At 60.5% G+C, this 23,273-nt stretch carries 18 protein-coding genes; 6 read left to right on the top strand and 12 right to left on the bottom strand.

Translation table 11 applies throughout. The features are described from left to right. Positions 1-7: 7 nt before the first annotated feature. From E0H22_RS20805 to E0H22_RS20765, 9 genes are all read right to left on the bottom strand, one after another. Complete coding sequence (locus E0H22_RS20805) at positions 8-1,249, bottom strand: ABC transporter substrate-binding protein (protein ID WP_233022877.1); 1,242 nt, start codon at positions 1,247-1,249, stop codon at positions 8-10. Between the two features lie 162 nt (positions 1,250-1,411). Next, entirely contained in the window at positions 1,412-2,644 is a 1,233-nt protein-coding gene (locus E0H22_RS20800) for an ABC transporter substrate-binding protein (protein ID WP_233022876.1), read from the bottom strand. Between the two features lie 156 nt (positions 2,645-2,800). After that, on the bottom strand, positions 2,801-4,036 hold the full coding sequence (locus tag E0H22_RS20795; RefSeq protein WP_233022875.1) for an ABC transporter substrate-binding protein: 1,236 nt from the start codon (positions 4,034-4,036) through the stop codon (positions 2,801-2,803). Positions 4,037-4,190: 154 nt separating this feature from the next. Continuing rightward, positions 4,191-5,408 carry an ABC transporter substrate-binding protein gene (locus E0H22_RS20790; RefSeq protein WP_233022874.1) on the bottom strand — a complete coding sequence of 406 codons (1,218 nt, stop codon included), beginning with the start codon at positions 5,406-5,408 and terminating at the stop codon, positions 4,191-4,193. A 108-nt stretch (positions 5,409-5,516) separates the two neighbouring features. Next, positions 5,517-6,545, bottom strand: a complete 1,029-nt coding sequence (locus tag E0H22_RS20785) for a branched-chain amino acid ABC transporter permease (RefSeq protein ID WP_233022873.1) — start codon at positions 6,543-6,545, stop codon at positions 5,517-5,519. 2 nt (positions 6,546-6,547) lie between these two features. Next, positions 6,548-7,426, bottom strand: coding sequence for a branched-chain amino acid ABC transporter permease (locus E0H22_RS20780; protein WP_233022872.1), 879 nt, complete (start codon positions 7,424-7,426; stop codon positions 6,548-6,550). Positions 7,427-7,437: 11 nt separating this feature from the next. Then, positions 7,438-8,151 (bottom strand): ABC transporter ATP-binding protein, encoded by a 714-nt coding sequence (locus E0H22_RS20775; protein ID WP_233022871.1) that lies wholly within the window; start codon positions 8,149-8,151, stop codon positions 7,438-7,440. After that, positions 8,148-8,960, bottom strand: coding sequence for an ABC transporter ATP-binding protein (locus tag E0H22_RS20770; RefSeq protein WP_233022870.1), 813 nt, complete (start codon positions 8,958-8,960; stop codon positions 8,148-8,150). Before E0H22_RS20770 ends, E0H22_RS20775 begins: the two co-directional genes overlap by 4 nt. Before the next feature lie 27 nt (positions 8,961-8,987). Next, positions 8,988-9,857 carry an IclR family transcriptional regulator gene (locus E0H22_RS20765; protein WP_233022869.1) on the bottom strand — a complete coding sequence of 290 codons (870 nt, stop codon included), beginning with the start codon at positions 9,855-9,857 and terminating at the stop codon, positions 8,988-8,990. A gap of 205 nt (positions 9,858-10,062) precedes the next feature. Here E0H22_RS20765 and E0H22_RS20760 point away from each other — a divergent pair, with 205 nt between their 5' ends. The 5 genes from E0H22_RS20760 (at position 10,063) to pimD (ending at position 17,754) form a co-directional block, all read left to right on the top strand. Next, positions 10,063-12,144, top strand: a complete 2,082-nt coding sequence (locus E0H22_RS20760; protein ID WP_233022868.1) for a 3-hydroxyacyl-CoA dehydrogenase NAD-binding domain-containing protein — start codon at positions 10,063-10,065, stop codon at positions 12,142-12,144. Between the two features lie 199 nt (positions 12,145-12,343). Continuing rightward, positions 12,344-14,035 carry a dicarboxylate--CoA ligase PimA gene (gene pimA / locus E0H22_RS20755; RefSeq protein ID WP_233022867.1) on the top strand — a complete coding sequence of 564 codons (1,692 nt, stop codon included), beginning with the start codon at positions 12,344-12,346 and terminating at the stop codon, positions 14,033-14,035. Beyond that, on the top strand, positions 14,032-15,219 hold the full coding sequence (locus E0H22_RS20750) for an acetyl-CoA C-acyltransferase (protein ID WP_233022866.1): 1,188 nt from the start codon (positions 14,032-14,034) through the stop codon (positions 15,217-15,219). Before pimA ends, E0H22_RS20750 begins: the two co-directional genes overlap by 4 nt. Positions 15,220-15,241: 22 nt before the next feature. After that, a complete protein-coding gene (pimC, locus tag E0H22_RS20745; RefSeq protein ID WP_233022865.1) occupies positions 15,242-16,429 on the top strand; it encodes a pimeloyl-CoA dehydrogenase large subunit in 1,188 nt (395 codons plus the stop codon). Positions 16,430-16,611: 182 nt separating this feature from the next. Next, the gene (gene pimD / locus E0H22_RS20740; RefSeq protein ID WP_233022864.1) at positions 16,612-17,754 is read left to right on the top strand and encodes a pimeloyl-CoA dehydrogenase small subunit; all 1,143 of its coding nucleotides are present in this window, start codon (positions 16,612-16,614) and stop codon (positions 17,752-17,754) included. A gap of 158 nt (positions 17,755-17,912) precedes the next feature. Here the strand turns inward: pimD and E0H22_RS20735 are convergent, their stop codons facing one another. The 3 genes from E0H22_RS20735 to E0H22_RS20725 form a co-directional block, all read right to left on the bottom strand. Beyond that, positions 17,913-18,371, bottom strand: a complete 459-nt coding sequence (locus E0H22_RS20735) for a tRNA (cytidine(34)-2'-O)-methyltransferase (RefSeq protein ID WP_233022863.1) — start codon at positions 18,369-18,371, stop codon at positions 17,913-17,915. A 100-nt stretch (positions 18,372-18,471) separates the two neighbouring features. Next, entirely contained in the window at positions 18,472-19,761 is a 1,290-nt protein-coding gene (fsrB, locus tag E0H22_RS20730; RefSeq protein WP_233022862.1) for a siderophore utilization protein FsrB, read from the bottom strand. A gap of 107 nt (positions 19,762-19,868) precedes the next feature. Then, positions 19,869-22,148: a TonB-dependent siderophore receptor gene (locus E0H22_RS20725; protein WP_430715175.1), complete on the bottom strand. Its 2,280-nt coding sequence runs from the start codon at positions 22,146-22,148 to the stop codon at positions 19,869-19,871. 572 nt (positions 22,149-22,720) lie between these two features. Between E0H22_RS20725 and petA the strand changes: the two genes are divergently transcribed. Continuing rightward, positions 22,721-23,248 carry a ubiquinol-cytochrome c reductase iron-sulfur subunit gene (gene petA, locus E0H22_RS20720; protein ID WP_233022861.1) on the top strand — a complete coding sequence of 176 codons (528 nt, stop codon included), beginning with the start codon at positions 22,721-22,723 and terminating at the stop codon, positions 23,246-23,248. The last annotated feature ends 25 nt before the right edge of the window (positions 23,249-23,273 follow it).

Below are 23,273 nucleotides of genomic sequence, written 5' to 3'. Positions count from 1 at the left end.
TGAAGCGTCAGCCGCCGATTTCGGCGCCGATGACATCGCCGAAGAATTCCCACTGACCGTTCTTGAAGCGCATCATCTTGGACTGTTCGATCGGGGCGAAGTCCGTGGCCGACGTGTTGATTTTGATGCCGGGGAGTAACGTATCGGGCGCGAAGTCCTTGAGGCTTGCGGCCTGCTTCATGACGTTCTCGCGGGTGAGATCGTCGCCGCATTGCTTCAGTACCTGCACCATGGTCTGCGCGGCGGCATAGCCGTAGGGCAAATTGCTGTCGGCGACATTGGCACCCGGCATATATTTGTCCACAAAGGCCATGAACTTCTTCATGCCGGCATCGTCTTTCCATTGCGGGTCGGACGCGTCCTTCAAATAACCGGCCGATAACACGCCTTCGGAGGCTTCGAGCCCGGCGGGCTTCATGACAGCGCCGATGGAGATGCTGACGTCGGTCATCAGATGCATGGGCTTCCAGCCGAGTTCGGCGCTCTTCTTGATTGCCTGCGCCGCGAATTTCGGCGTCGAGATGTTGACGAGCACATCCGCGCCGGCGTCCTTCATCTTGACAATGTGGTTGTCGATGGAGGGTTCGGATGTCTCGTAACTTTCCTCGATGATGATCATCTTCGACGCCTTGTCGCCGAATACATCCTTGAGGCCGGTAAGATAGTCCTTACCGAAGTCGTCATTGGCATAGAACACGGCGACCTTGCCGTCCGGTTTGTTCTTCAGGATGTATTTGGCAAAGATCCGCGCCTCGGCCCGGTAGCTCGGCTGGAAGCCCATGGTCCACGGGAAGTTCTTCGGATCGTTCCATTTGCTGGCGCCGGTGGCGACGAAGAGTTGAGGCACCTTTTTGCTATTTTGATACTTCTGTACCGCCGTCTGCGTCGGCGTCCCAAGCGCGTTGAACACCAGAAGCACCTCGTCGCTCTCGATCAGCTTGCGGGTCTGTTCGACTGTCTTGGGCGGCGAATAGGCGTCGTCGTAGCTGATCCAATTGATCTTGCGACCATTGATGCCGCCCTGATCGTTGATCATCTTGAAATAGGCCTCCTCGGTCTTGCCGATGACGCCATAGGCCGAGGCGGGGCCGCTATAGGCTTCGACATTGCCGATCTTGATTTCGGTGTCGGTGGCGCCGGTATCGTATTTCTTCTGGGCGGTCGCAGCGGAAACGCTGGCAGCAAGTAGCGCCACAGCTAGCGAGAAGGCAGCCGGACGCGCGGCCAAACGCGGATACATGACGGGCATTTCGGGTCTCCCTGATGACGTGTCTTGCCGTGTGCCGGCACGGAACTCTGCGGTTCCTGGTCGCATTCAACACCCGAGTAAATCGGGCAGCAAGAAAAAGCCTCCGTGTCGGCGTCACGGAGGCGTTATCTGGCTCGTGCTGATGGTATCTGCTGCGGCGGCTTACTGTGTGGCGGCGACATCCCCGCTGAACACCTCGCCAAAGCGCTCCCAGGCGTTGCCCTTGAAACGCTGCATCTGCAGCTGCGAGATCGGCGCAAAATCGGTAGGCGAGGTGTTGATCTTGATACCGGGCAGCAGCGTATCGACCTCGAAGTCTTTCAAGCTCGCAGCCTGCTTCATCACATTAGCCCGGGTGAGGTCGTCGCCGCACATTTCCAGCACCTTCACCAAGGTCTGTGCCGCACCGTAGCCGTAGATCGTGCTGGAGTCCGCCCTGTTGGCGTCCGGCATGTATTTGTCGAGGAAAGCGCTCCACTTCTTGATACCCGGATCATCCTTCCATTGCGGATCAGTGCCGTCCTTGCTGTAGGATGCCGACAACACGCCCTGCGCGTTTTCGAAACCCGCCGGCTGCATCACCGCGCCGACCGAGATGCTGACATTGGCGAGAATCTGCAGAGGCTTCCAGCCGAGTTCGGCGGTCTTTTTGATGGTCTGCGCTGCAAACTTTGGTGTGGTGAAGATCATCAATACGTCGGGATTGGCCGCTTTCAGCTTCACCACATGGGTGTCGATTGTCGGTTCCGCGATCTCATAACTGTCCTCAATGATGATCATCGATGCGGCCTTGGCACCGAGGCCGTCCTTGAAGCCCTTCAGATAGTCTTTACCGAAGTCATCGTTCTGGTAGAGGATGCCAATCTTGGCGTTCGGCTTTTCCTTAAGCAAATACTTCGCATAGATCTGCGCTTCGCTTTGATAAGAGGGCTGCCAGCCGATAGTCCAGGGAAAGTTCTTCGGATCATTCCACTTCGTTGCACCCGTCGCGACGAACAGTTGCGGCACCTTCTTGGCGTTCAGGTATTTTTGAATCGCAGTATTGGATGGGGTACCAAGCGGATTGAAGACGACGAGCACCTCGTCCGATTCGACCAGCTTGCGAACCTGCTCGACGGCCTTTGGTGGCGAGTAGGCGTCGTCATAGCTGATGAAATTGATCTTGCGTCCATTGATGCCGCCATTGGCGTTGACCATGTTGAAATAGGCAGCCTCGGTCTTGCCGATCAGCCCATAGGCGGAGGCGGGGCCGCTATAGGGAATGATGTTGCCGATCTTGATCTCGGTATCGGTGGCGCCGGTGTCGTATTTTTTCTGCGCGAATGCGCCGGTCGTGGCCAGCATCAAGGCGAGCGCAGCAGGGATGGCACCCAGCCGCATGGATCGTGCGAGCATTCATCGTCTCCGTGGTCGTTTCGTCCCAGGTTCTTTGCGGAGCTCTGCGGCTCCTGCGACATATTGAATGCCTCTTGATGCAAGGTCACAAGAAAAAGCCCCTGCGACAAAATCGCAGGGGTTCCCCGTATTCGATGTTGCAAGGCGTGCCAGAAACTAATCTGGTGCGGTTACGTCGGCATTGATGATGTCGCCGTACAGTTCCCACTTCTCGCCCTTGAAGCGCATCATGCGGAGCTGGGAGATCGGGGCATAGTCGGTGGCCGAGGTGGTGATGGTGATGCCGGGCAGCAGCGTGTCCGGTGCAAAGTCCTTCAGGCTTGCTGCCTGTTTCATAACGTTCTCACGGGTGAGGTTATCGCCGGCCATTTCCAGCACCTTCACCATGGTTTGCGCAGCGCCGTAGCCGAAGACGAGGCTGTTGTCGGTGCGGTCGGCTCCCGGCATGTATTTGTCGATGAAGGCTGACCATTTCTTCATGCCTGGATCGTCTTTCCACTGCGGATCGGCACCGTCCTTGCGGTAGTCGGCCGAGAGCACGCCCTGCGCATTGTCGAAGCCGGCCGGTTGCATCACCGCGCCGACCGAGACGCTGACATTGGTGACGATCTGCAGCGGCTTCCAGCCGAGTTCGCCGATTTTCTTGATACCTTGTGCGGCGAATTTCGGCGTGACGAAATGCACGACCACGTCAGGATTGAGGGACTTGATCTTCACTATATGGGAATCGATGGTCGGTTCGGAGATTTCATAGCTCTCCTCGGTCACGAGCATCGTAGCCGCCTTGGCGCCCAATGCTTCCTTGAAGGCCTTCTGATAGTCCTTGCCGAAATCGTCGTTCTGATAGATCACCGCGACCTTGGCGTCCGGCTTTTCCTTCATCAGATACTTGGCATAGATCTGCGCCTCGACGGCGTAGCTCGGCTGCCAGCCCATGGTCCAGGGGAAGTGCTTCGGATCGTTCCACTTGCTGGCGCCGGTAGCGACGAACAGCTGCGGCACCTTCTTGGCGTTCATGTATTTCTGAAAAGCAGTGTTCGACGGCGTGCCGAGTGAGTTGAAGATCAGCAGGGCTTCGTCGGACTCGACAAGCTTGCGTGCCTGCTCGACAGCCTTCGGCGGCGAATAGGCGTCGTCATAGCTGATAAAGTTGATCTTGCGACCGTTCACGCCGCCATTGTCGTTGACCATCTTGAAGTAGGCTGCCTCGGTCTTGCCGATCAGTCCATAGGACGAGGCAGGGCCGCTATACGGCATGATATTGCCAATCTTGATCTCGGTATCTGTTGCGCCGGTGTCGTATTTCTTCTGGGCGAGCGCGTTGCCAGATGCGGCAACGCTGAGGGTCGCGGCGATGGACAGCACCATGGCGCGCGAACGGATCGACGGCATTTCTAACTCCCGAATTCTGTTTGTCTTTCAGGGCCTTTGTGGCTCCCATCGGATTGAACACCGTTCGCGCTTGTGCGGCAACAAAAAGCCCCTCGCGACGAGATCGCGCGGAGCTTCTTTCTTAGGCAGAGCGAATACCGTGTGGCGGCAAATCTCAGCGTTCGATCTCGCCTGTGATGACCGGGCCGAACAGTTCCCATTTCTCGCCGTTGAAGCGCATCATCTGCAACTGTTCGATGGGGTAGTGATCGTTTGCTGACGTGTTGAGTTTTACGCCGGGAAGCACGATGTCTGGCACGAAGTCCTTCAGATTTTCCGCCTGCTTCATCACATTCACGCGGGTGAGATCGTCCCCGGCCTGCCTCAGGACCTGCACCATGGCCTGTGCCACGCCGTAGCCATAGATCACCGAGATGTCGTTGCGGCTGTAGTCGGGTGCATATTTGGCGAGGAAGGCGGTAAAACGCTTCATGCCCTCGTCGTTGTCCCATTGCGGATCCGACCCGTCCTTGGCGTAATACGCGGACACGATGCCTTGCGAGATGTCGAGGCCCGCTGGCTTCAGCACGGAACCGACCGATGCGCTGGCATAACCCTGGATGTAAAGTGGCTTCCAATCCATCGCGGCGACCTTGCGGATCGCCTGCACAGCCGGTTTCGGCGTGGTCACGCTGACGAACACGTCGGCACCCGATGCTTTTAGATTGATAATGCGGCTATCGATGGTCGGCTCGGTCACCTCATAGGCTTCGGTCGCGACGATCATCAACGACTTGTCGCCGAGACCGTCCTTGAAGCCCTTGAGCACGTCCTTGCCAAAATCGTCGTTCTGATAGAGCACGGCGATCTTCGCGTTCGGCTTCTCGGTCAGGATATATTTGGCATAGATGCGCCCTTCGCTCTGATAGGGCGGCTGCCAGGCCATCGTCCATGGATAGGCCTTGTGATCGCCGAATGAAGTGCCGCCGGCGCCGACGAACAGTTGCGGCACTTTCTTCATGTTCAGGTATTTCAGGATCGCGGTATTCGACGGCGTTCCCAGAGGATTGAACACCACGAGCACCTCGTCGCTTTCCACCAGCTTGCGCGCCTGCTCGACCGCCTTTGCGGGATTGTAGGCGTCGTCATAGCTGATGAAATTGATCTGCCGCCCGTTGATGCCGCCCTGATCGTTGATCATGCGAAAATAGGCGGCCTCAATAATTCCTGCGACGCCATAAGCGGAAGCCGGCCCGCTATAGGGCATGATATTGCCGATCTTGATCTCGGTGTCGGACGCGCCGGCGTCGTATCGCTTTTGTGCCGCAGCCGGACCTGCGAGCAGAACGGACAGTGCGGCGATCGACGCGGGCGACAACAGGCGGAGCAGCATCCAGATATCCTCGCGGGGCGAGGGAGCGCTGACGTCAGCACCCGAATGAAAAACCCCTCGCGACGCAGTCGCGAGGGGCACTCAGTGTGTGGCAGAAAGATGGTGGCGTTAGCCACGCCGCATTTTGCTGAACACGGACTGCACGCCAAAGGCGAGCTGGCGCGCGCCGTTCGGCAACAGGAAGATGATGAAGATCAGGATCACGCCGAATACGGCGCCTGACAAGCCCTTCGACACGTGCTCGGCGATGTTCGGCACGAATACGATGAACAGCGCGCCCGCGAGCGAACCGGGAAGCCAGCCGACACCACCGACCACCATGCCGAGGAACAACGCGATGGCGAGCTGGATGGTGTAGCCATCCGGCGCCACGAACTGCACGGCGATGGCGCCTAGGCCGCCGGCGATACCGGTGATGCCGGCGGAAACACCGAAAGCAAGCGTCTTATAGAGCGCCACGTCCACACCCATCGCCGATGCGGCGATTTCGTTGTCGCGGATCGACATCATGGCGCGGCCGGAGCGCGATTTCAGCAGATTGACCGACAGCATGTAGATGACGATGGTCACGACGAGGGTGAAGAAGTACAGCCACATGTCCTGCGACACCTTCAGCCCCATGGAAGCGAAGATTTCCGGCGCGTCCGGCTTGGTCACGACGAGACCCTGCACGCCGCCGGTCCAGTGCTCGAACACGCCGAGCTTCAGCAGTTGCGGCATCGCTACTGCGAGGGCGAAGGTCGCCAGCGCGAGATAGATGCCGGACAGCCGCAGCGCCGGAAGACCGAACAGGAAGCCGGCGATGAAGCAGACAAGGCCGGCGAAGGGCAGTGTGAGCGCGTAGTTCATGCCCGCATGCTCGATCAGGATCGCCGACGTATAGGCGCCAAGCGCGTAGAACGCGCTCTGGCCGAGCGAGAACTGGCCGCTCGCACCCGTCAGGATGTTCAGCGCCAGCACCGCGATCGCATAGATCAGCACCATCGTCATCTGGAAGATGATAAAGTTCTTTACGAAGAACGGCGTGACCACCAGCAGGCCAAGCAGCAACAGCGACGCGGCAGGGCCGAGCGACATCGCCTTCTTGGGGACCGCAGCGACCATCGGAGCAGAGGAGACTTCTTGCACGGTGCTCATGATCAGACTCGCTTGACGATGGTGCGGCCGAACAGGCCGTGGGGTTTGACGACCAGCACGGTGATGATCAGCGCCAGCGCGATGGGCAGCTTGAGTTCGTTGCCGACACCCGGAATGTAGGTGCCGACGAGGTTCTCGAAGATGCCGACCAGGAAGCCACCGGTCACAGCGCCGAGCGGGCTCGACAGGCCGCCCACGACTGCGGCCGCAAAGCCGTAGATCAGCACGCCGCCCATCATGTTGGGCTCGAGGAAGACCACGGGCGCGATCAACATGCCTGCGATCGAGCCGATCGCCGCAGCCATGCCCCAGCCGAGTGCGATCATCCACGACGTGTTGATGCCGACCAGACGTGCCGATTCAGGCATGACGGCTGCGGCGCGCATCGCCAGTCCCACGCGGGTGTAACGAAAGAACAGGAACAGCAGGATCAGCAGCACCAGTGTGACGCCGATCATGCCGGCCTGGTGGGTCGAGATCAGCTGGCTGCCGAGAAACGGAGCCGAGCCGAATGGCGAGGGAAACTGCTTGATGGTGAAGTCCCAGGTCAGGCCGGCGACGCTGTTCACGATGGCGAACAGTGCAATGAAGCCAGCCACGTGGGTCAGCACCGGAGCCTTAGCGAGCGGCTTGAACAAAGCCCGCTCGATGACGACACCGCCGATGAATGAGAAGATCAGCACCAACACGAAGGCGACCCAGTAGGGTGTGCCCCACTGCATCAGTTGCCATGCGACGAAGGTCGAGAACATCGCCATCTCGCCTTGCGCGAAGTTCAGATGGTCGATGGCCTGGTAGATCATCACCACCGCGAGCGCCATACAGGCATAGATCGCGCCGGTGGCGATGCCAGCCAGGACTTGATTGGTAAACAGCTCCATGGCTTTCCCCCTCAATATCCCAGATAGGATTTACGGACGTCTTCGTTGTTCGCGATTTCGTCGGCTGTGCCTGACATCACGATGCGTCCTGTTTCGATCACATAGGCCTTGTCGGCGAGTTCGAGCGCGAGCTGTGCGTTCTGTTCGACGACCAGGATCGAGACCTTGTCCTCGCGATTGATCTTGCCGAGGATCTTGAACAGATCCCGCACGATCAGCGGCGCGAGGCCGAAGGAGGGCTCGTCCAGCAACATCAGGCGAGGACGCAGCATCAGCGCGCGGGCGACCGCTAGCATCTGTTGTTCGCCGCCGGACAGCGTGCCGGCCTGCTGGGTGTGGCGCTGCTTGAGCACGGGGAAGTGATCGTACATGCGCTCGATATCGCTATCGATCGCCTTGGTATCCTTGCGGCTGATCGCGCCGAGCTGCAGATTCTCCTCCACCGTCATCGTGGTGAAGGTCCCGCGGCCCTGCGGCACATGGGCGATACCGAGACGCACGATGCTCTCGGTGGATTTGTTGTCGAGCTTCTTGCCCTCGAACTCGATCGAGCCGGTGGAGCGCACCATGTTGCAGATCGCCCGTAACGTGGTGGTCTTGCCGGCGCCGTTGGCTCCGAGGAGAGTGGTAAGGCTGCCTTCCTTGAGGTCGAATTCGAGCCCGTGCAGCGCCTGAACCTGTCCGTAATAGGCACGCAGGTCCTTTACGTGGAGCATTGCGGTCATGAATCTTTATCCCCCAGATAGGCCTTGATGACAGCCGGGTCCTTCTGGACGGCAGACGGTGTACCTTCCGCGAGTTTCTTGCCAAAGTTCAGCGCGACAACGTGATCGGCGATCGACATCACGAGGCCCATGTGATGTTCGACGAGCAGCACGGTGACGTCGCGTTCGTCGCGGATGCGGCGGATCAAATCGCCGAGGATGTAGACCTCTTCGTGATTGAGGCCACCGGCAGGCTCGTCGAGAAGCAGGATCTTCGGCTCCGCCGCGAGCGCGCGTGCGAGCTCGACGCGCTTCTGGGTGCCGAAAGGCAGACCACTGACAACAGTGTCGGCGACATCATGCAGGTTGAGGTAACCGAGGATGTCGTTGACGTCCTTGTTAATCGCCGCTTCGCCCGCGCGCACCCATGGCAGCTTCAGGCTGTCGCTGATGATGTCGCTGTTGGTGCGGGCATGCTTGCCAACGCGGACATTGTCCCGAACCGTGAGGTTCGGAAACAGCGCGACGTTCTGGAAGGTGCGGCCGATGCCAATCTCTGAGATCTTGTGGGCGGGCCGCGACAGGATCGACTGGCCTTCCATCAGGATGTCGCCCTTGCTCGGCTGATAGAGCCGGGAGAGGCAGTTGAACAGCGTGGTCTTGCCGGCACCGTTCGGTCCGATCAGGCCGAGGATATGGCCTTTCTGCATGTCGAACGTGATTCCGTTCAATGCGATGATGCCGCCGAACACAACGCTGACGTCGCGGACCTGCAGCAGCGGAGCGCTTGATGTGACGGGCGCTCGCTCTGCGAGTTGTGCCTGTGTCATGTGTGGCATCCTTCGCGGCAGCGAAGGCTATCCGAGCCCTTCAACGATACCAGCAACTTTCCCTCCTGATTTATTTTTTTTTGGTTCTGTTTTTTTTTGGTGCGGCGCTGCAAGTCCCCCGAGCGCCGCTTCGATATTTCTTACCATCGCGAGCAAGCGAGGTCCAATATCGTTGAGGAGACGTTCTTCCGTGAAGCGAAATGCAGGTGCGCCGCAATTGAATGCGTAAGGCCCTGTGCCATCGTTCAAAGTGAGCGCAACGCCGGCAGCATGTACATCGTCCTGCCATTCACCGGCGGAAATCACGAATCCATATTTGGAAACCATCTCGCCGGCCTGTTCGAGGCCGTCGCGCATCTTCGCCCAGCGGCTTCCGTAATGTTCGCGGAACTCGCGCAATAATTGGGCACGCTCTTCCGTGGGCAATGCCCAGAAATAGGCACGCCCCATCGCTGTGGTGGCGATCGGGATGCGCGAGCCGACATCGAGCTGAACGCCGACGGTCATCGATGAACGCGATTGCCCGAAATAAATCATGCTGAGCCGATCGCGTGCACCAACGGCACATGCGCCGCCGGTTTGCCGCATCAATTCATCGCGAAACGGTTCAGAGAGATGCTTTACGCCTAAATTCGCAAGTGCGGCATACCCAAGGGCCATAGCTGCCGGCGCGAGCTGATACTTCTCAAAGCGCGGAACGGGCGTAAGGTAGCCGAGCTTTGTCAGCGTATAGGTGAGACGTGAAATCGTCGGCTTCGGAAGATTGGTGCGTGCCGCGATTTCCTGGTTGCCCAGCAATCCGTCATTCGGCCGGAACGCGCGCAGGACATCGAGGCCGCGCGCTAGAGCGACGACGAAATTGCGATCGGTCGCCGCTGGTTTTCCTGAACGCTTCACGCTTCCCCGATAATCGTCTCACGTCATCTTGTGCGACGACGCCTTGGCTTTCGCGAGAGGTCGCGCCCAGATTGGTTTTCTGTGGTGCGTCCTCGTTGACAACGGACGCTCTTCAAAATAACCCTGCCTGTCAAGATGTGGAATTAAATTTCGCACTGCGAAACAACAAAAACCAGTCCTGAATTTTCGACCCAAGGAGAATGCCGTGAGCGATGTCGTGAAGCTTGAACGTCATGATGAAGTGGCCGTCGTGATGGTCAATTCGCCGCCGGTGAATGCACTGAGTGCGGCGGTTCGCCGCGGCATCTTCGAAAACGTCAAGGCGGCGAATGCCGATGCGGCTGTGAAGGCAATCGTGATCGCCTGTGCCGGACGTACCTTCGTCGCCGGTGCTGATATCACCGAATTTGGCAAGCCGCCGCAGTCGCCTGGCCTCAATGAGGTCATCGCCGAAATCGAGAAGTGCTCTAAACCGGTCATTGCTGCGATTCACGGCACTGCACTTGGCGGCGGTCTCGAGCTCACGCTCGGTTGTCACTTTCGCGTCGCTGTGAAGGAGGCCAAGCTTGGCCTTCCGGAAGTGAAGCTCGGCCTGCTGCCAGGCGCCGGCGGTACCCAACGCCTGCCGCGCGCGGTCGGCCCCGAGCTTGCTGTGCAGATGATCGTGACCGGCAACCCGATCAGTGCGACGGAAGCGCTAAAGAACGGCCTGATCGAAGAGATCGTCGAAGGTCCGACGGAGGGGGCTATCGCTTTCGCGAAGAAGGTTATTGCCGAGAAGCGCCCGTTGCGTGTGCTCAAGAATGATGATTCGAAGCTCGCCGCCGCCAGGGCCGACCGTTCGATCTTCACCAATGCCGCTGCCGCCGCTAACAAAAAGAACCGCGGCATGAATGCACCGCTTGCCTGCGCCGAAGCGGTGAGCTGGACCCTCGATACGCCGTTCGACGAAGCGCTCAAGAAGGAGCGCGAGATGTTCCTGAAGCTGGTCAATGACGATCAGTCAAAGGCGCAGCGCTATGCCTTCTTCGCCGAGCGCGAAGCCGCCAAGGTTGCCGGCGTGCCGGAAGCGGTCAAGCCGCGACCGGTCGAACGCGTCGCCATCATTGGCGCCGGCACGATGGGCGGCGGCATCGCCATGTCATTCGCCAATGCCGGCATTCCGGTGACGTTGATTGAGACCGGCGAAGAGCAGCTCAAGCGCGGCATGGGCATCATGCAGAAGAACTGGGAGAACACTGCGGCCCGCGGCGGTATCCCGGCGGATGCCCCGGCGAAGCGCATGGCGCTGATCGACGGCAAGGTCGGCCTCGACAATGTCAAAGGCGCCGACCTCATCATCGAAGCCGTGTTCGAAACCATGGCGATCAAGAAAGACGTCTTCACGGCCATCGATGCGCACGCCAAGCCGGGCGCGGTGTTGGCCTCCAACACATCCTATCTCGACATTAACCAGATCGCCGCCGTCACCAAGCGTCCGCAGGACGTGCTCGGCATGCACTTCTTCTCGCCCGCCAACGTGATGAAGCTGTGTGAAATCGTGCGCGCAGAGAAGACTGCGCCCGACGCGCTGCTCACCGCCGTAGCGATCGCCCGTAAGATCGCAAAGGTGCCGGCCGTGGTCGGCGTCTGCGACGGCTTCGTTGGCAACCGCATGCTGGCTGCTCGCTCCAAGCAGTCTGAAAAGCTGCTGTTCGAAGGCGCGCTGCCGCAGCAGGTGGACGCCGTTGTGACCAAGTTCGGCCTGCCGATGGGCCCCTTCGCCATGGGCGATCTTGCCGGTCTCGATATCGGCTGGCGCTCGCGCCAGGACCGCGGCATCAAGTCTGAAATCGCCGACGCGCTGTGCGAAGCCGGCCGCTTCGGACAGAAGACCGGCAAGGGCTACTACAAGTATGAAGCCGGTTCGCGTGCGCCGATCCCGGATCCGGAAGTCGAGAAGCTGATTGACGATACCTGCAAGCGTCTCGGTCTCACCCGCCGGCTCATCAGCGATCAGGAGATCCTGGAGCGCATGGTCTATCCGATGATCAACGAGGGCGCCCGCATCCTCGAGGAGAAAATCGCCTCGCGCCCGAGCGATATCGACGTGATCTGGCTCTATGGCTATGGCTGGCCGATCTATCGTGGCGGCCCGATGTTCTATGCCGATCAGGTCGGTCTCAAGGAGATTGCCGACCGCCTGTCGTTCTACGCAAAGCAGATCAACGATCCGTCGCTCGAGCCGGCCCCGCTGCTGAAGAAACTGGCAGACGAAGGCAAGACCTTCGCCTCGCTGGGCAAGTAGACCTCTAACCGCTCCCCGCTTGCGGGGAGAGGCGCCACTCGCATGCGAAGATGCCAGTGGCAGGCGAGGGAGGCTTTCCACACGCTCCGAACCCGCGGAGAGATCCCTCATCCGACCGCGCTTTGCGCGGTCCTCTTCTCCCCGCAAGCGGGGAGGAGGCATCGCCGCCACTCTTTCACAACGTGCGGACCCAACGCGCATGACGTATTCTTACCCAGGCGAGAAATACTACCCCAAAGGCCTGCGCTGGGATGCACCGATTGCGCGCGGCACCTTGCCGGGCCTGCTAGCCGATGCCGCTCGTGACTACGGTGCCCGCACAGCGATCGAATTCCGCGGCAAACCGATCTCCTTCATCGAGCTGCAAGGTCGTGCAGATGCCGCCGCAGCCAGTTTTATGCGTGCGGGCTATGGCCGCGATGCGACCATCGCGCTGTTCCTCGGCAACACGCCGGATCATCCCGTCAATTTCTTCGGCGCACTGAAAGCCGGTGCTCGCCTCGTGCATCTTTCGCCGCTCGATGGCGAGATCGCGCTGTCGCACAAGCTGAAGGACTCCGGCGCGCGCGTGCTTGTGACAAGCAATCTTGCCGCATTGCTGCCGATGGCACTCAAATTTTTTGACAAGGGCCTGCTCGACAAGCTCATTGTCTGCGAGGACGACGACTGGGGAGCGATCGGCACCCAGCAACTGCCTCTGCCGGATAATTCAAAGATTGTCACCTTCCGCAATTTCACTGCCGACGCCAAGCCGCTTTCCGAGTGGCCGAACATCTCGCCGGACGACGTAGCGCTGCTGCAATATACCGGCGGGACTACCGGTCTGCCGAAAGGCGCGATGCTCAGCCACGGCAATCTGACTTCGGCTGTTTCGATCTACAATGTGTGGGCGGAGCCATCCCGCGCCGAACGCAACCGCATTGAACGTGTCATCTGCACACTGCCGTTGTTTCACATCTATGCGCTGACGGTGATCCTGCTCGGCCGCATCAGTGTCGGCGACACCATCTCGCTGCACCAGCGTTTCGATGTCACCAGCGTGCTCGATGACATCGAGGAGAAGAAGGCGACGGTATTCCCTGGCGTTCCCACCATGTGGATTGCCATCGCCGCCGATCCCTCGCTGGAGACACGCGATCTGTCATCTCTCGCTGTCGCAGGCTCCGGCGGTGCGCCGTTGCCGGTGGAAGTCGCGCGGTTGTTCGAGCGTAAGACCGGCCTCAAGCTCAAGAGCGGATGGGGCATGACCGAGACCTGCTCACCCGGTACCGGTCATCCCGCCGAAGGCCCCGACAAGCCCGGCTCCATCGGCCTTGCATTGCCCGGTATCGAGCTCGATGTCGTCTCGCTGGAAGATCCCTCGCAAGTGCTTGGCATCGGCGAGACCGGCGAGATTCGCATCAAGGGGCCGAACGTCACGAAGGGATACTGGAATCGCCAGCAGGAAACCGCGGAAGCCTTTGTCGGCGATCGCTTTCTTACCGGCGATATCGGCTACATGGACGAAGACGGCTATTTCTATCTGGTCGATCGCAAGAAGGACATGATCATCTCCGGCGGTTTCAATGTCTATCCGCAGATGATCGAGCAGGCGATCTACACCCATCCGTCCGTGCAGGAAGTCATCGTCATCGGTGTGAAGGACGCCTATCGCGGCGAAGCCGCGAAGGCGTTCATCACTCTGCGCAAGGGCGCCGAACCTTTCACCATCGACGATCTGCGTGCATTCCTCACAGGCAAGCTCGGCAAGCATGAATTGCCGGCTGCCGTGGAGTTCCTGAGCGAATTGCCGCGCACGCCGGTCGGAAAACTGTCGCGCCATGCCTTGCGTGATCAGCTCGCCATGCCCACACTCGATCAACAACAAACCGCATCCGGAGGACGCCCATGACCGAAGCCGTCATCGTTTCAACTGCCCGTACCCCCATTGGCAAGGCCTATCGTGGTGCCTTGAATGCCACCGAAGGTGCAACGCTGCTCGGCCATGCCATCGAGCATGCCGTCAAGCGCGCCGGTATTGATCCGAAGGAAGTTGAGGATGTGGTGATGGGCGCGGCCCTGCAGCAGGGCGCTACCGGCGGCAATATCGCGCGCAAGGCGCTGCTCCGCGCCGGCCTGCCGGTTACTGTCGGCGGCACCACCATCGACCGCCAGTGCGCCTCGGGCCTGCAGGCCATGGCGTTGGCCGCGCGCTCGGTGATCTTCGACGGCGTCGAGATTGCTGTCGGCGGCGGCGGCGAGTCGATCTCGCTCGTGCAGAACGATCATGCCAACAAATTCCACACCCAGGACCCCGCGCTGCTGAAGATCAAGGGCGACGTCTACATGCCCATGATCGACACTGCCGAAGTGGTCGCCAAGCGTTACAACATCTCGCGCGAGCGCCAGGACGAATATAGCCTCGAAAGCCAGCGCCGCACCGCTGCCGCGCAGCAGGCAGGGAAGTTCAAGGATGAGCTCGCGCCGATCTCGACGCAGATGGCCGTCACCGACAAGGCCACCGGCGCCGTGTCGATGAAGGATATCACCCTGTCGCAGGACGAGGGGCCGCGCCCGGAAACAACCGCCGAAGGTCTCGCCGGCCTCAAGGCTGTGCGCGGCGAGGGCTTCACCGTCACCGCCGGCAATGCCTCGCAGCTCTCGGACGGCGCGAGCGCCACTGTGATCATGAGCGACAAGCTTGCCGCGCAGAAAGGCCTCAAGCCGCTCGGCATTTTCCGTGGCTTCGTTTCGGCCGGCTGCGAGCCGGATGAAATGGGTATCGGCCCCGTCTTCGCTGTGCCGCGCCTGCTCAAGCGCCATGGCCTCAAGGTTGATGACATCGATCTCTGGGAGCTTAACGAAGCTTTCGCCGTGCAGGTTCTGTATTGCCGCGACAAGCTCGGCATCGATCCGGAAAAACTCAACGTCAATGGCGGTGCCATTTCGGTCGGTCATCCCTATGGGATGTCGGGCGCGCGCCTCGCTGGCCATGCATTGATCGAAGGTCGTCGCCGCAAGGCGAAATATGCCGTGGTCACCATGTGCGTCGGCGGCGGCATGGGCGCAGCCGGCCTTCTCGAAATCGTTCAGTAATCAAGACGCCAAGGAGGATCCGATGGATCTGAGTTTCAGCAAGGAAGAACTCGCGTTTCGCGAAGAAGTACGCGCCTTCTTCAAGGACAATCTCGACCCGGCCGTGCGCAGGAAGCTGCAGGAAGGCCACCACACGACCAAGGAAGACCTGGTCAACTGGCAGCGCACGCTCAACAAGAAGGGGTGGGCTGTTCCGCACTGGCCGACCGAGTATGGCGGCACCGGCTGGAGCGCGGCAAAGCAATACATCTTCCTCGAAGAGTTGCAGAAGTGCCCGGCGCCGCCACCACTGCCGTTCGGCGTCAACATGGTCGGCCCGGTCATCTATACCTTCGGCAATGAACAGCAGAAGAAGCACTTCCTGCCGCGCATCGCCAACATGGACGACTGGTGGTGCCAGGGCTTTTCGGAGCCAGGCTCTGGGTCGGACCTTGCCTCGCTGAAGACCACGGCGAAGAGGAAGGGCGACACCTATATCGTCAACGGCCAGAAGACCTGGACTACGCTCGCGCAACATGCCGACTGGATCTTCTGCCTCTGCCGCACCGATCCCGATGCGAAGAAGCAGTCGGGTATTTCTTTCATCCTCATCGACATGAAGTCGAAGGGGATCACGCGCCGTCCGATCCAAACCATCGATGGCGGGGTCGAAGTCAATGAAGTGTTCTTCGATGACGTCGTGGTACCGGCCGAGAACCTTGTCGGTGAGGAGAACAAGGGGTGGGATTACGCCAAGTTCCTGCTCGGCAATGAGCGCGTCAACATCGCCCGCGTCGGCATGTCGAAGGAGCGCATTCGCCGCATCAAGGAGCTGGCTTCCAGCGTGAAGTCCGGCGACAAGCCGTTGATCGAGGACCCGCAGTTCCGTCAGAAGCTGGCGGCCACCGAGATCGAGTTGAAGGCGCTCGAGCTGACGCAGATGCGCGTCGTCGCGGCCGAAGGCAAGCATGGCAAGGGCAAACCGGACCCGGCCTCATCGATCCTCAAGATCAAGGGCTCTGAGATCCAGCAGACGCTCACCGAACTGTTGCTCGAAGTCACCGGCCCGTTCGCGCTGCCTTTCATGCCGGAAGGTGAAGGCCAGAACGAGGAGACCGATTGGGCTTCGCCGATCGCGCCGACTTATTTCAACTACCGCAAGGTGTCGATCTATGGCGGCTCCAACGAGATCCAGCGCAACATCATCGCCAAGGCGGTGTTGGGGCTTTGATCGAGACAAACACGTCATTGCGAGGTCAGGAAAGGCCAATTGGCTTTTCCCCTTGCGCAGCACAGAAGCAATTCAGAAGCCAAAAGCGAAGAACTGGATTGCTTGGGCGCAGCAAGCGCGTCGCAACGACGGGAATGCAGATATTCACCACGCGCGTCGCGCGCGATCCGAGAGAAAAGAAAATGGATTTTGATCTTTCCGAGGAGCAGCGGCTTCTCAAAGACAGCGTGGACGGCCTGCTGAAGGCGTCCTACGATTTCGAGAACCGCAAGAAGTATCGCGCCGAACAGGGCGGTTACAGCAAGGCGATCTGGGGCAAGTTCGCCGAGCAGGGCCTGCTCGGCCTGCCGTTCAGCGAAGACGATGGCGGCTTCGGCGCCGGGCCGATCGAAACCATGATCGTGATGGAGGCGCTCGGTCGCAATCTCGTGGTCGAGCCCTACCTTGACACGGTCGTACTCGGCGGCGGCTTCTTGCGCCACGGCTCGGCAGAGCAGCGCGCCGCGTATCTGCCGGGCATCATCGACGGCTCCAAGACTTTCGCCTTCGCCCAGGTCGAGCGCGACTCCCGCTATGAGCTCGGCAATGTCACGACCTCTGCGAAGAAGGGCGGCACCGGCTATGTGCTGAACGGAGAGAAATTCGTCGTTGGCCATGGCGACACGGCGGATACGCTCGTTGTCACCGCGCGCACCGCCGGCGGTCAGCGCGATGCCAAGGGCGTCGGCGTGTTCCTCGTCCCGGCCAATGCCAAGGGTGTCGATATCCGCGGTTACGAGACCCAGGACGGCAACCGTGCTGCGGACATCAAGCTGAGCAATGTCGAAGTCGGAGCCGAAGCCGTGATCGGCGATGCCGAGAATGGGCTGTCGATTGTCGATCAGGTCGTCGACGATGCTCGCATCGCGCTCTGCGCCGAAGCCGTGGGTGCGATGGAAGAAGCGCTGAAGATCTCCGTGGAGTATATCAAGGAGCGCAAGCAGTTCGGTGTCGCCATCGGCTCGTTCCAGGCGCTGCAGCACCGCGCGGCCGACATGTTCACCGCGCTGGAGACCGCGCGCAGCATGTCCTATCTCGCTTCGATGGCCTCCGCCTTCACTGACCTCGACGAACGCGCAAAGACCGTTGCCGCTGCCAAGGTGCAGATCGGCCGTTCCGCGCGTTTCGTTGGACAGGGGGGCGTGCAGCTCCATGGCGGTGTCGGCGTGACCATGGAGTACAAGATCGGTCACTACTTCAAGCGGCTCACCATGATCGAGCAGCAGTTCGGCGACGCCGATTTCCATCTCCGCCGCGTTGCTGCGGCCGGTGGCATCACCGAGTAAGCGTGACACACTTAAAATGCCCGGTCTTCAGCCGGGCATTTTTCGTTACGGAGGAGCGTTTGAGGTGCCGTAGGGCGGATGAGTCAAAAGCTTAATCCGTCGGCCGTATTCATGATGGAAGCGCCGTGGCGGATGACGCTTCTCTCATCCGCCTACGGCTAAGGGCCCAGCCCGCGTGTCTGTCGCAGCGCTTCGCCGAGCGCCATCGCCACTGTCATCGCCAGATTGATCGAACGCAGACTCGCGCGCATCGGGATGACGACGCGGCTGTCGGCAGCGGCGGCGACCTCCTCCGGTACGCCGGCGCTCTCGCGACCGAACAGCAGGACCTCATTGTCCGAGTAGCTGTGCGCCAGATAGGGCTCCGCACCCTTGGTTGTGAACAGCGCGAGCCTGTAGCCGGCCTCTCGCCGCCACCCGTCAAAATGCCGCCACGAGATGTGCCGGACGATTGAGACCTGGTCGAGATAGTCCATCCCTGCACGGCGGAAGTGACGATCGGAGATCGGAAAACCCGCCGGCTCGATGATATGCGCCTCGATATCGAGGCAGGCACATAGACGCAGGATAGTGCCGGTATTCTGCGGGATGTCGGGTTGATAAAGGGCGATGCGCATATAATGCCGATAGCGCGCTTGTAACCAGGCAGCAAGCCGGCGGACATCTATGTCCGTCCGCCGAGTTGGATGCTTACTGTGCAATTGGTGGCGGTCGCACTCACTCTGCCGGCGCGAGTTGCGTGCTCGCCCGCGTCGCCGTGTCTCTGCGCACCCGCAGTCGAGCCCGTCGCTTCTTCCACCAGATTACCACGCCGGTCACCGACAGGGCCGCCACCACGAGACCCATCAGCGAGATCAGGATGCGGCCGGGCAGACCCAGAATTCTTCCCGAATGCAAGGGAAACTGCATCTGCACGAAGATGTCGGCGGCGGTGCCGACCCAGGGCAGCTTCTCACCGAGCGGCCGGCCATCCTCGCTATCGTAGTAGAGCTGAGCAGGGCCGACGCCGGCAGCACCGTGGTCGTCGCCGGGATGGAAGAAACCGGCCTGATAGATCCCGTGTGCCGGGCCGTAGAACAGCGAGCCGACCGGGGTATCCCAGCCGCGTGCCTTGCCGTCGGCCTGCGCGCGCTCGTAGATCTGTGCCCAGGTCATCTTCGGTTCGATCGGATGGTCGAGGTGGCGGTACTCGCGTTGCTCGTAAGGCGTGGGCGTGTAGTTCGAGACCGTCTTCATCAGCGGCGAGAACACTTCAAAATAGAGATTCAGCGAGAACGCTGTGAAAGCGACGATGAACAGGAGCCCCCAGGTCCAGAGGCTGAAGGCTCGGTGAATGTCGAAATTAATGCGATAGGCGCTGCCTGAAGTTTTGATCATCCAGGCGGGTTTCCAGCGGGCCCAGAATCCCTTCCCGAGTTCACGTGCGACCGAGGGATCGCGATCGGGTTTGGCACGCTTGCGCGAAGGCAGTGTCAGATAGAAACCGACGAAGCAGTCGATGGTCCAGATGATGGCGATGACGCCGAGGATGCGCATGCCCCAGCGATCGCTGCCCCAGAATTCGGGGATGTGCATCGTGTAATGCAGTTTGTAGAGAAACGAGACGAAGTTCTCACGGGTGATCGGCCACACTGCGCCCCAATAACGTCGCCCCAGTTCCTCTCCGGTATTGGGGTCGAGGAATATCTGGTTGTAGTCGAGCGTGTAGCGCTTCTTCGTCTCCGGATCGATGCGTGGCAGCACGAAGAAGGACAGCGATTCGTTCTTCTCCGGCGTCATGTTCATGTGAATGACACGCGCGCGCGGATCACGCTGCTCGATCAGATTGGCGAGCTCGATCGATGACTTCGCTGGTCCTTGAGTGGTGACGTCCTTCAGCTTGCTGTTGAGCAAGTCGTCGAGCTCGTGATCCCACGAGATGACCGCGCCAGTGACACCGGAGAAGAACAGGAAGGCAGCAGTCAACAGCCCAGCCCAGCGATGCAGGCGCCCGAAGATCGATCTCATGGCGTTCCGCCCCTCTCTAATGACGGAATGTGACTAGCAAAAACGCACACCACCGGTCGAGAGACCGGCGGTGGCAGAATGTCGCTATTTAGGGGGCTTCTAAACTGTCACCAGCGATATGTCAGCTTGGCGATCGCCTTGCGGCCTTCTGCATAGAAGCAGCTCGTGACGCCGTAGCATGCAGCGACAAAGCGGGTGTCCGCGACGTTGGTGACGTTGAACGCCAGCCGCCAGTTGTTTTTGGTATAGGCGACGAGAGTGTCGATGGCGGTCGAGGCAGGAACCGCAAATGTGTTTGCCGCGTCGCCAGCAGTCGAGCCGACATAGCGGACGCCGCCGCCGACCTGCACGCCGGCGAGCGGGCCGCCCTGGAACGTGTAGTCGCTCCACACCGAGAATCGGTTGAGCGGCACGGTGGTGGGGGCTTTGCCGGCATTCACCGGGTCGGAGGTGACGATAGCATCGATATACGCATAGCCACCGCGAACATTGAAGCCTTCGGTCAGCGTTGCTGTGCCTTCGAGTTCGATGCCGCGCGAATTCACTTCGCCGGTCTGGGTCGGGAAGGTCGCACCCGGCGCCCAGACCACGACGTTGGAGCGCGTCAGATCGAAGGCCGCGAGGGTGATCAGCGCATTGATGCCGACCGGCTGATACTTAATGCCGACTTCATACTGCTTGCCGGTTTCCGGCTTCAGCAGGTTGCCGGCGGCATCGATATTGAGCACCGGGAGGAAGGATTCCGAATAGCTGAAATAGGGCGCCACACCGTTATCGAAATTGTACATCACCGCTGCGCGGCCAGTGAAGGCCGATGCGTCGGTGGTGGTCGCGCTCCCCGCGAGATGGTTGTCGAGATCGGTGGTCACGAAGTCCTGACGCCCGCCGAGCTGGAACGACAGCCGTCCGAGCTTGATCTGGTCCTGCAGATAGATTCCGACCTGCGACTGTTTGATGGTGTTGTCGTCATATCGGCCCCAATTGGTCCAGTTGTTCGCATAGACCGGTGCGAAGATATTCAGCGTCGTCGTCGTGTAGTAGTCGGCATAGTCGCGGAACGTGGTGTTGCGATAGTCGATGCCGAACAGCACCGTGTGGCGCAGGATGCCTGTGTCGAACTTGGCCTGCAGCTGGTTGTCGACGGCGAAGTTGTTGATGGTCGACTCGCCGGCGCTGCCGCCGCGGCCGACCAGGCCGGCGGCTTCATCCACATAACCCGTGCCGTAGAAACTCTTCTGCACGTTGTGCATCCACGAATAGCGCAGGTTCTGCCGGAAGGTCAGGCTGTCATTGATGTTGTGCGAGAACAGGTAGCCGACCGATGCCTGCTCGGTGTTGAACACGTTCATGCCGGGCTCGCCGATGAAGCGGTTGACCGGAATGGTGCGGCCGTTGTTCGGAAACACCGTGCCCGAGGGCGGTAGGAATTGCAGGCCCCAGCCGGCTTCGTCCTTCTGATAGTTGGAGAGGAAGGTGATCGACGTGTCTTCGTTCGGTTTGAAGGTCACGGCAGGCGCGACGAAGACGCGGTTGTCCTTGGAGAAGTCCACCTGCGTATTGCCATCGCGCACCACTCCGGTCAGGCGATACAACACCGTACCCTCCTTGTTGGCGGGGCCGCCGATGTCGAATTCTCCCTGATAGCGGTTGAAGCTGCCACCGGAGACCGAGATTTCTCCGAACTGCTGTGCGGTCGGCAGCTTGCTGACATAGTTGAGCAGGCCGCCGGTGCCGCTGCCGCCATACATGGCGGAGGAAGGGCCTTTCAAAACTTCGAGACGTTCGGCGCCATATGGGTCGAGTCCGAGGAAGTGCACATATTGGCTGCTCGGCAACCGCAGGCCGTCGAGATAGAGGCCGGGCATGGTCATGTCGAAGCCGCGAATCTGCAGGCCGCCGAAACGTGTGTCGGAGCCGCCATTGACGTCGCCGCTGACGCCCGCGGTGTAGTGCAGGGCGGCGCCCATCGACTCCGCGCCCTGGTTGCGGACTTGGTCGGTGGTTACCACGGAGATCGACTGCGGTGTTTCGATCAGCGGCGTGTCGGTCTTGGTACCGGTGCCGCTGCGGGTAGCGACGAAGCCGACCACAGGACCACCGGCACGCTCGCCGGCGTTTGGACGGACGGCGGCGACCGGCGCTGTCTGCGGTGCGCGGAGGGCGCGGTTGCTGCGCGCGGTACGGCTGCTAGAGACGCGCTGTGCTGGCCGCGATACAGCGGAGCGTGCGCGCTGCTGCGGCGCGTCCACGGTTACGGCGGGGAGTGTCGATTGCGCCTGGGCGCTCTCCGTGGGGAGGCACAGAGCGAACCCGCTTACGGCGCACAGGCCGAGGCTGCGGATGGCTGGAAGGAGTGCGATACGTTGCGGGTAATGTGCTGTCGTCATGCCAAGATGTGCCCGGAATTGGAGCCGGCTTCTGCCGGTATGATTTGGTGTGTCATCTGGCTCTATCGGAGGCAGCGCCCGAGTACAGACCTTGGCCGTTAGAATAGCTACAGGGGTGGGCTTCCAGCTTCGGGTGTTGTCGAGACCGCGCACAAATCGTCACATCCGGAAACGTTTTCAGCGCCATGGTTGCAGCCTGAGCTTGCTGCACGGAGTGATCATCGGGCGGACGCAGGCAAGGCTGGTGAATCGGCCATTGACGCAGAGGCCAGAGGAGATTTGTCCAATCATCAGGCAGGCATTGTGACCCGCGACCGAGGCCAAATTCTCCGCCCGGCGGAACGGCTGCGAATCTTGCGTGCATCGCATCCTGTTACCCCGTTCGTAGGCTTGCGCTGCTGCGTTCGGGATGCCAATAGAACGATTCTGGATTGCAAGTTTTGCTGCGAGGCAAGGACGGGCAGCCACGCCGCCGTGGGGAGGAACCGCGGGCACCGGTGATTGCTCTAGGCCAACGCGTATGCGTTGCGGGGAGGGCAATGACGGGGAGCAGATAAGAAAGGGTTGGGATCGTGACGACAACGTCTTCGGCGCAGCATACGCGCCGTGATTTCCTGTACGTAGCCACTGGGGCCGTGGCTGCCGTTGGTGCTGCGGCTGCCGCCTGGCCGCTGATTTCTCAAATGAATCCAGATGCTTCGACCATCGCGGCGGGTGCGCCGATCGAAGTCGATCTCACCCCGATTGCCGAGGGGCAGGACATCAAGGTGTTCTGGCGGGGCAAGCCGATCTATATCAGCCACCGCACCAAGAAGCAGATCGACGACGCGCGTGCAGTTCCCGTTTCCAGCCTGCCCGATCCGCAGACCGATCAAGCCCGCGTCAAGGAAGGCCACGACCAGTGGTTGGTCGTGATCGGCATCTGCACCCATCTCGGCTGTATCCCGATTGCGCATGAAGGCGCCTATGACGGCTTCTTCTGCCCCTGCCATGGTTCGGTCTACGACACCTCCGGCCGTATTCGTCAGGGACCGGCTCCCGCCAATCTGCCGATTCCCCCTTACGCCTTCGTCTCCGACAGCAAGATCAAGATCGGCTGAGCTTCCCGGCTCGCCATCCAAGACC

Source organism: Rhodopseudomonas boonkerdii (genome assembly GCF_021184025.1).
Lineage (GTDB): Bacteria > Pseudomonadota > Alphaproteobacteria > Rhizobiales > Xanthobacteraceae > Tardiphaga > Tardiphaga boonkerdii.
Note: the sequence above shows the minus strand (reverse complement) of the source record. Positions and strands in the feature narration are given on the sequence as shown.

Coding starts and splice junctions, on each gene's coding strand:
- E0H22_RS20780 (WP_233022872.1), bottom strand. CDS start 7,426: ATGGAGCTGTTTACCAATCAAGTCCTGGCTGGCATCGCCACCGGCGCG.
- fsrB (WP_233022862.1), bottom strand. CDS start 19,761: ATGAGATCGATCTTCGGGCGCCTGCATCGCTGGGCTGGGCTGTTGACT.
- E0H22_RS20735 (WP_233022863.1), bottom strand. CDS start 18,371: ATGCGCATCGCCCTTTATCAACCCGACATCCCGCAGAATACCGGCACT.
- E0H22_RS20805 (WP_233022877.1), bottom strand. CDS start 1,249: ATGCCCGTCATGTATCCGCGTTTGGCCGCGCGTCCGGCTGCCTTCTCG.
- pimC (WP_233022865.1), top strand. CDS start 15,242: ATGGATCTGAGTTTCAGCAAGGAAGAACTCGCGTTTCGCGAAGAAGTA.
- E0H22_RS20800 (WP_233022876.1), bottom strand. CDS start 2,644: ATGCTCGCACGATCCATGCGGCTGGGTGCCATCCCTGCTGCGCTCGCC.
- pimD (WP_233022864.1), top strand. CDS start 16,612: ATGGATTTTGATCTTTCCGAGGAGCAGCGGCTTCTCAAAGACAGCGTG.
- E0H22_RS20750 (WP_233022866.1), top strand. CDS start 14,032: ATGACCGAAGCCGTCATCGTTTCAACTGCCCGTACCCCCATTGGCAAG.
- E0H22_RS20725 (WP_430715175.1), bottom strand. CDS start 22,148: ATGACGACAGCACATTACCCGCAACGTATCGCACTCCTTCCAGCCATC.
- pimA (WP_233022867.1), top strand. CDS start 12,344: ATGACGTATTCTTACCCAGGCGAGAAATACTACCCCAAAGGCCTGCGC.
- E0H22_RS20790 (WP_233022874.1), bottom strand. CDS start 5,408: ATGCTGCTCCGCCTGTTGTCGCCCGCGTCGATCGCCGCACTGTCCGTT.
- E0H22_RS20785 (WP_233022873.1), bottom strand. CDS start 6,545: ATGAGCACCGTGCAAGAAGTCTCCTCTGCTCCGATGGTCGCTGCGGTC.
- E0H22_RS20770 (WP_233022870.1), bottom strand. CDS start 8,960: ATGACACAGGCACAACTCGCAGAGCGAGCGCCCGTCACATCAAGCGCT.
- E0H22_RS20795 (WP_233022875.1), bottom strand. CDS start 4,036: ATGCCGTCGATCCGTTCGCGCGCCATGGTGCTGTCCATCGCCGCGACC.
- E0H22_RS20775 (WP_233022871.1), bottom strand. CDS start 8,151: ATGACCGCAATGCTCCACGTAAAGGACCTGCGTGCCTATTACGGACAG.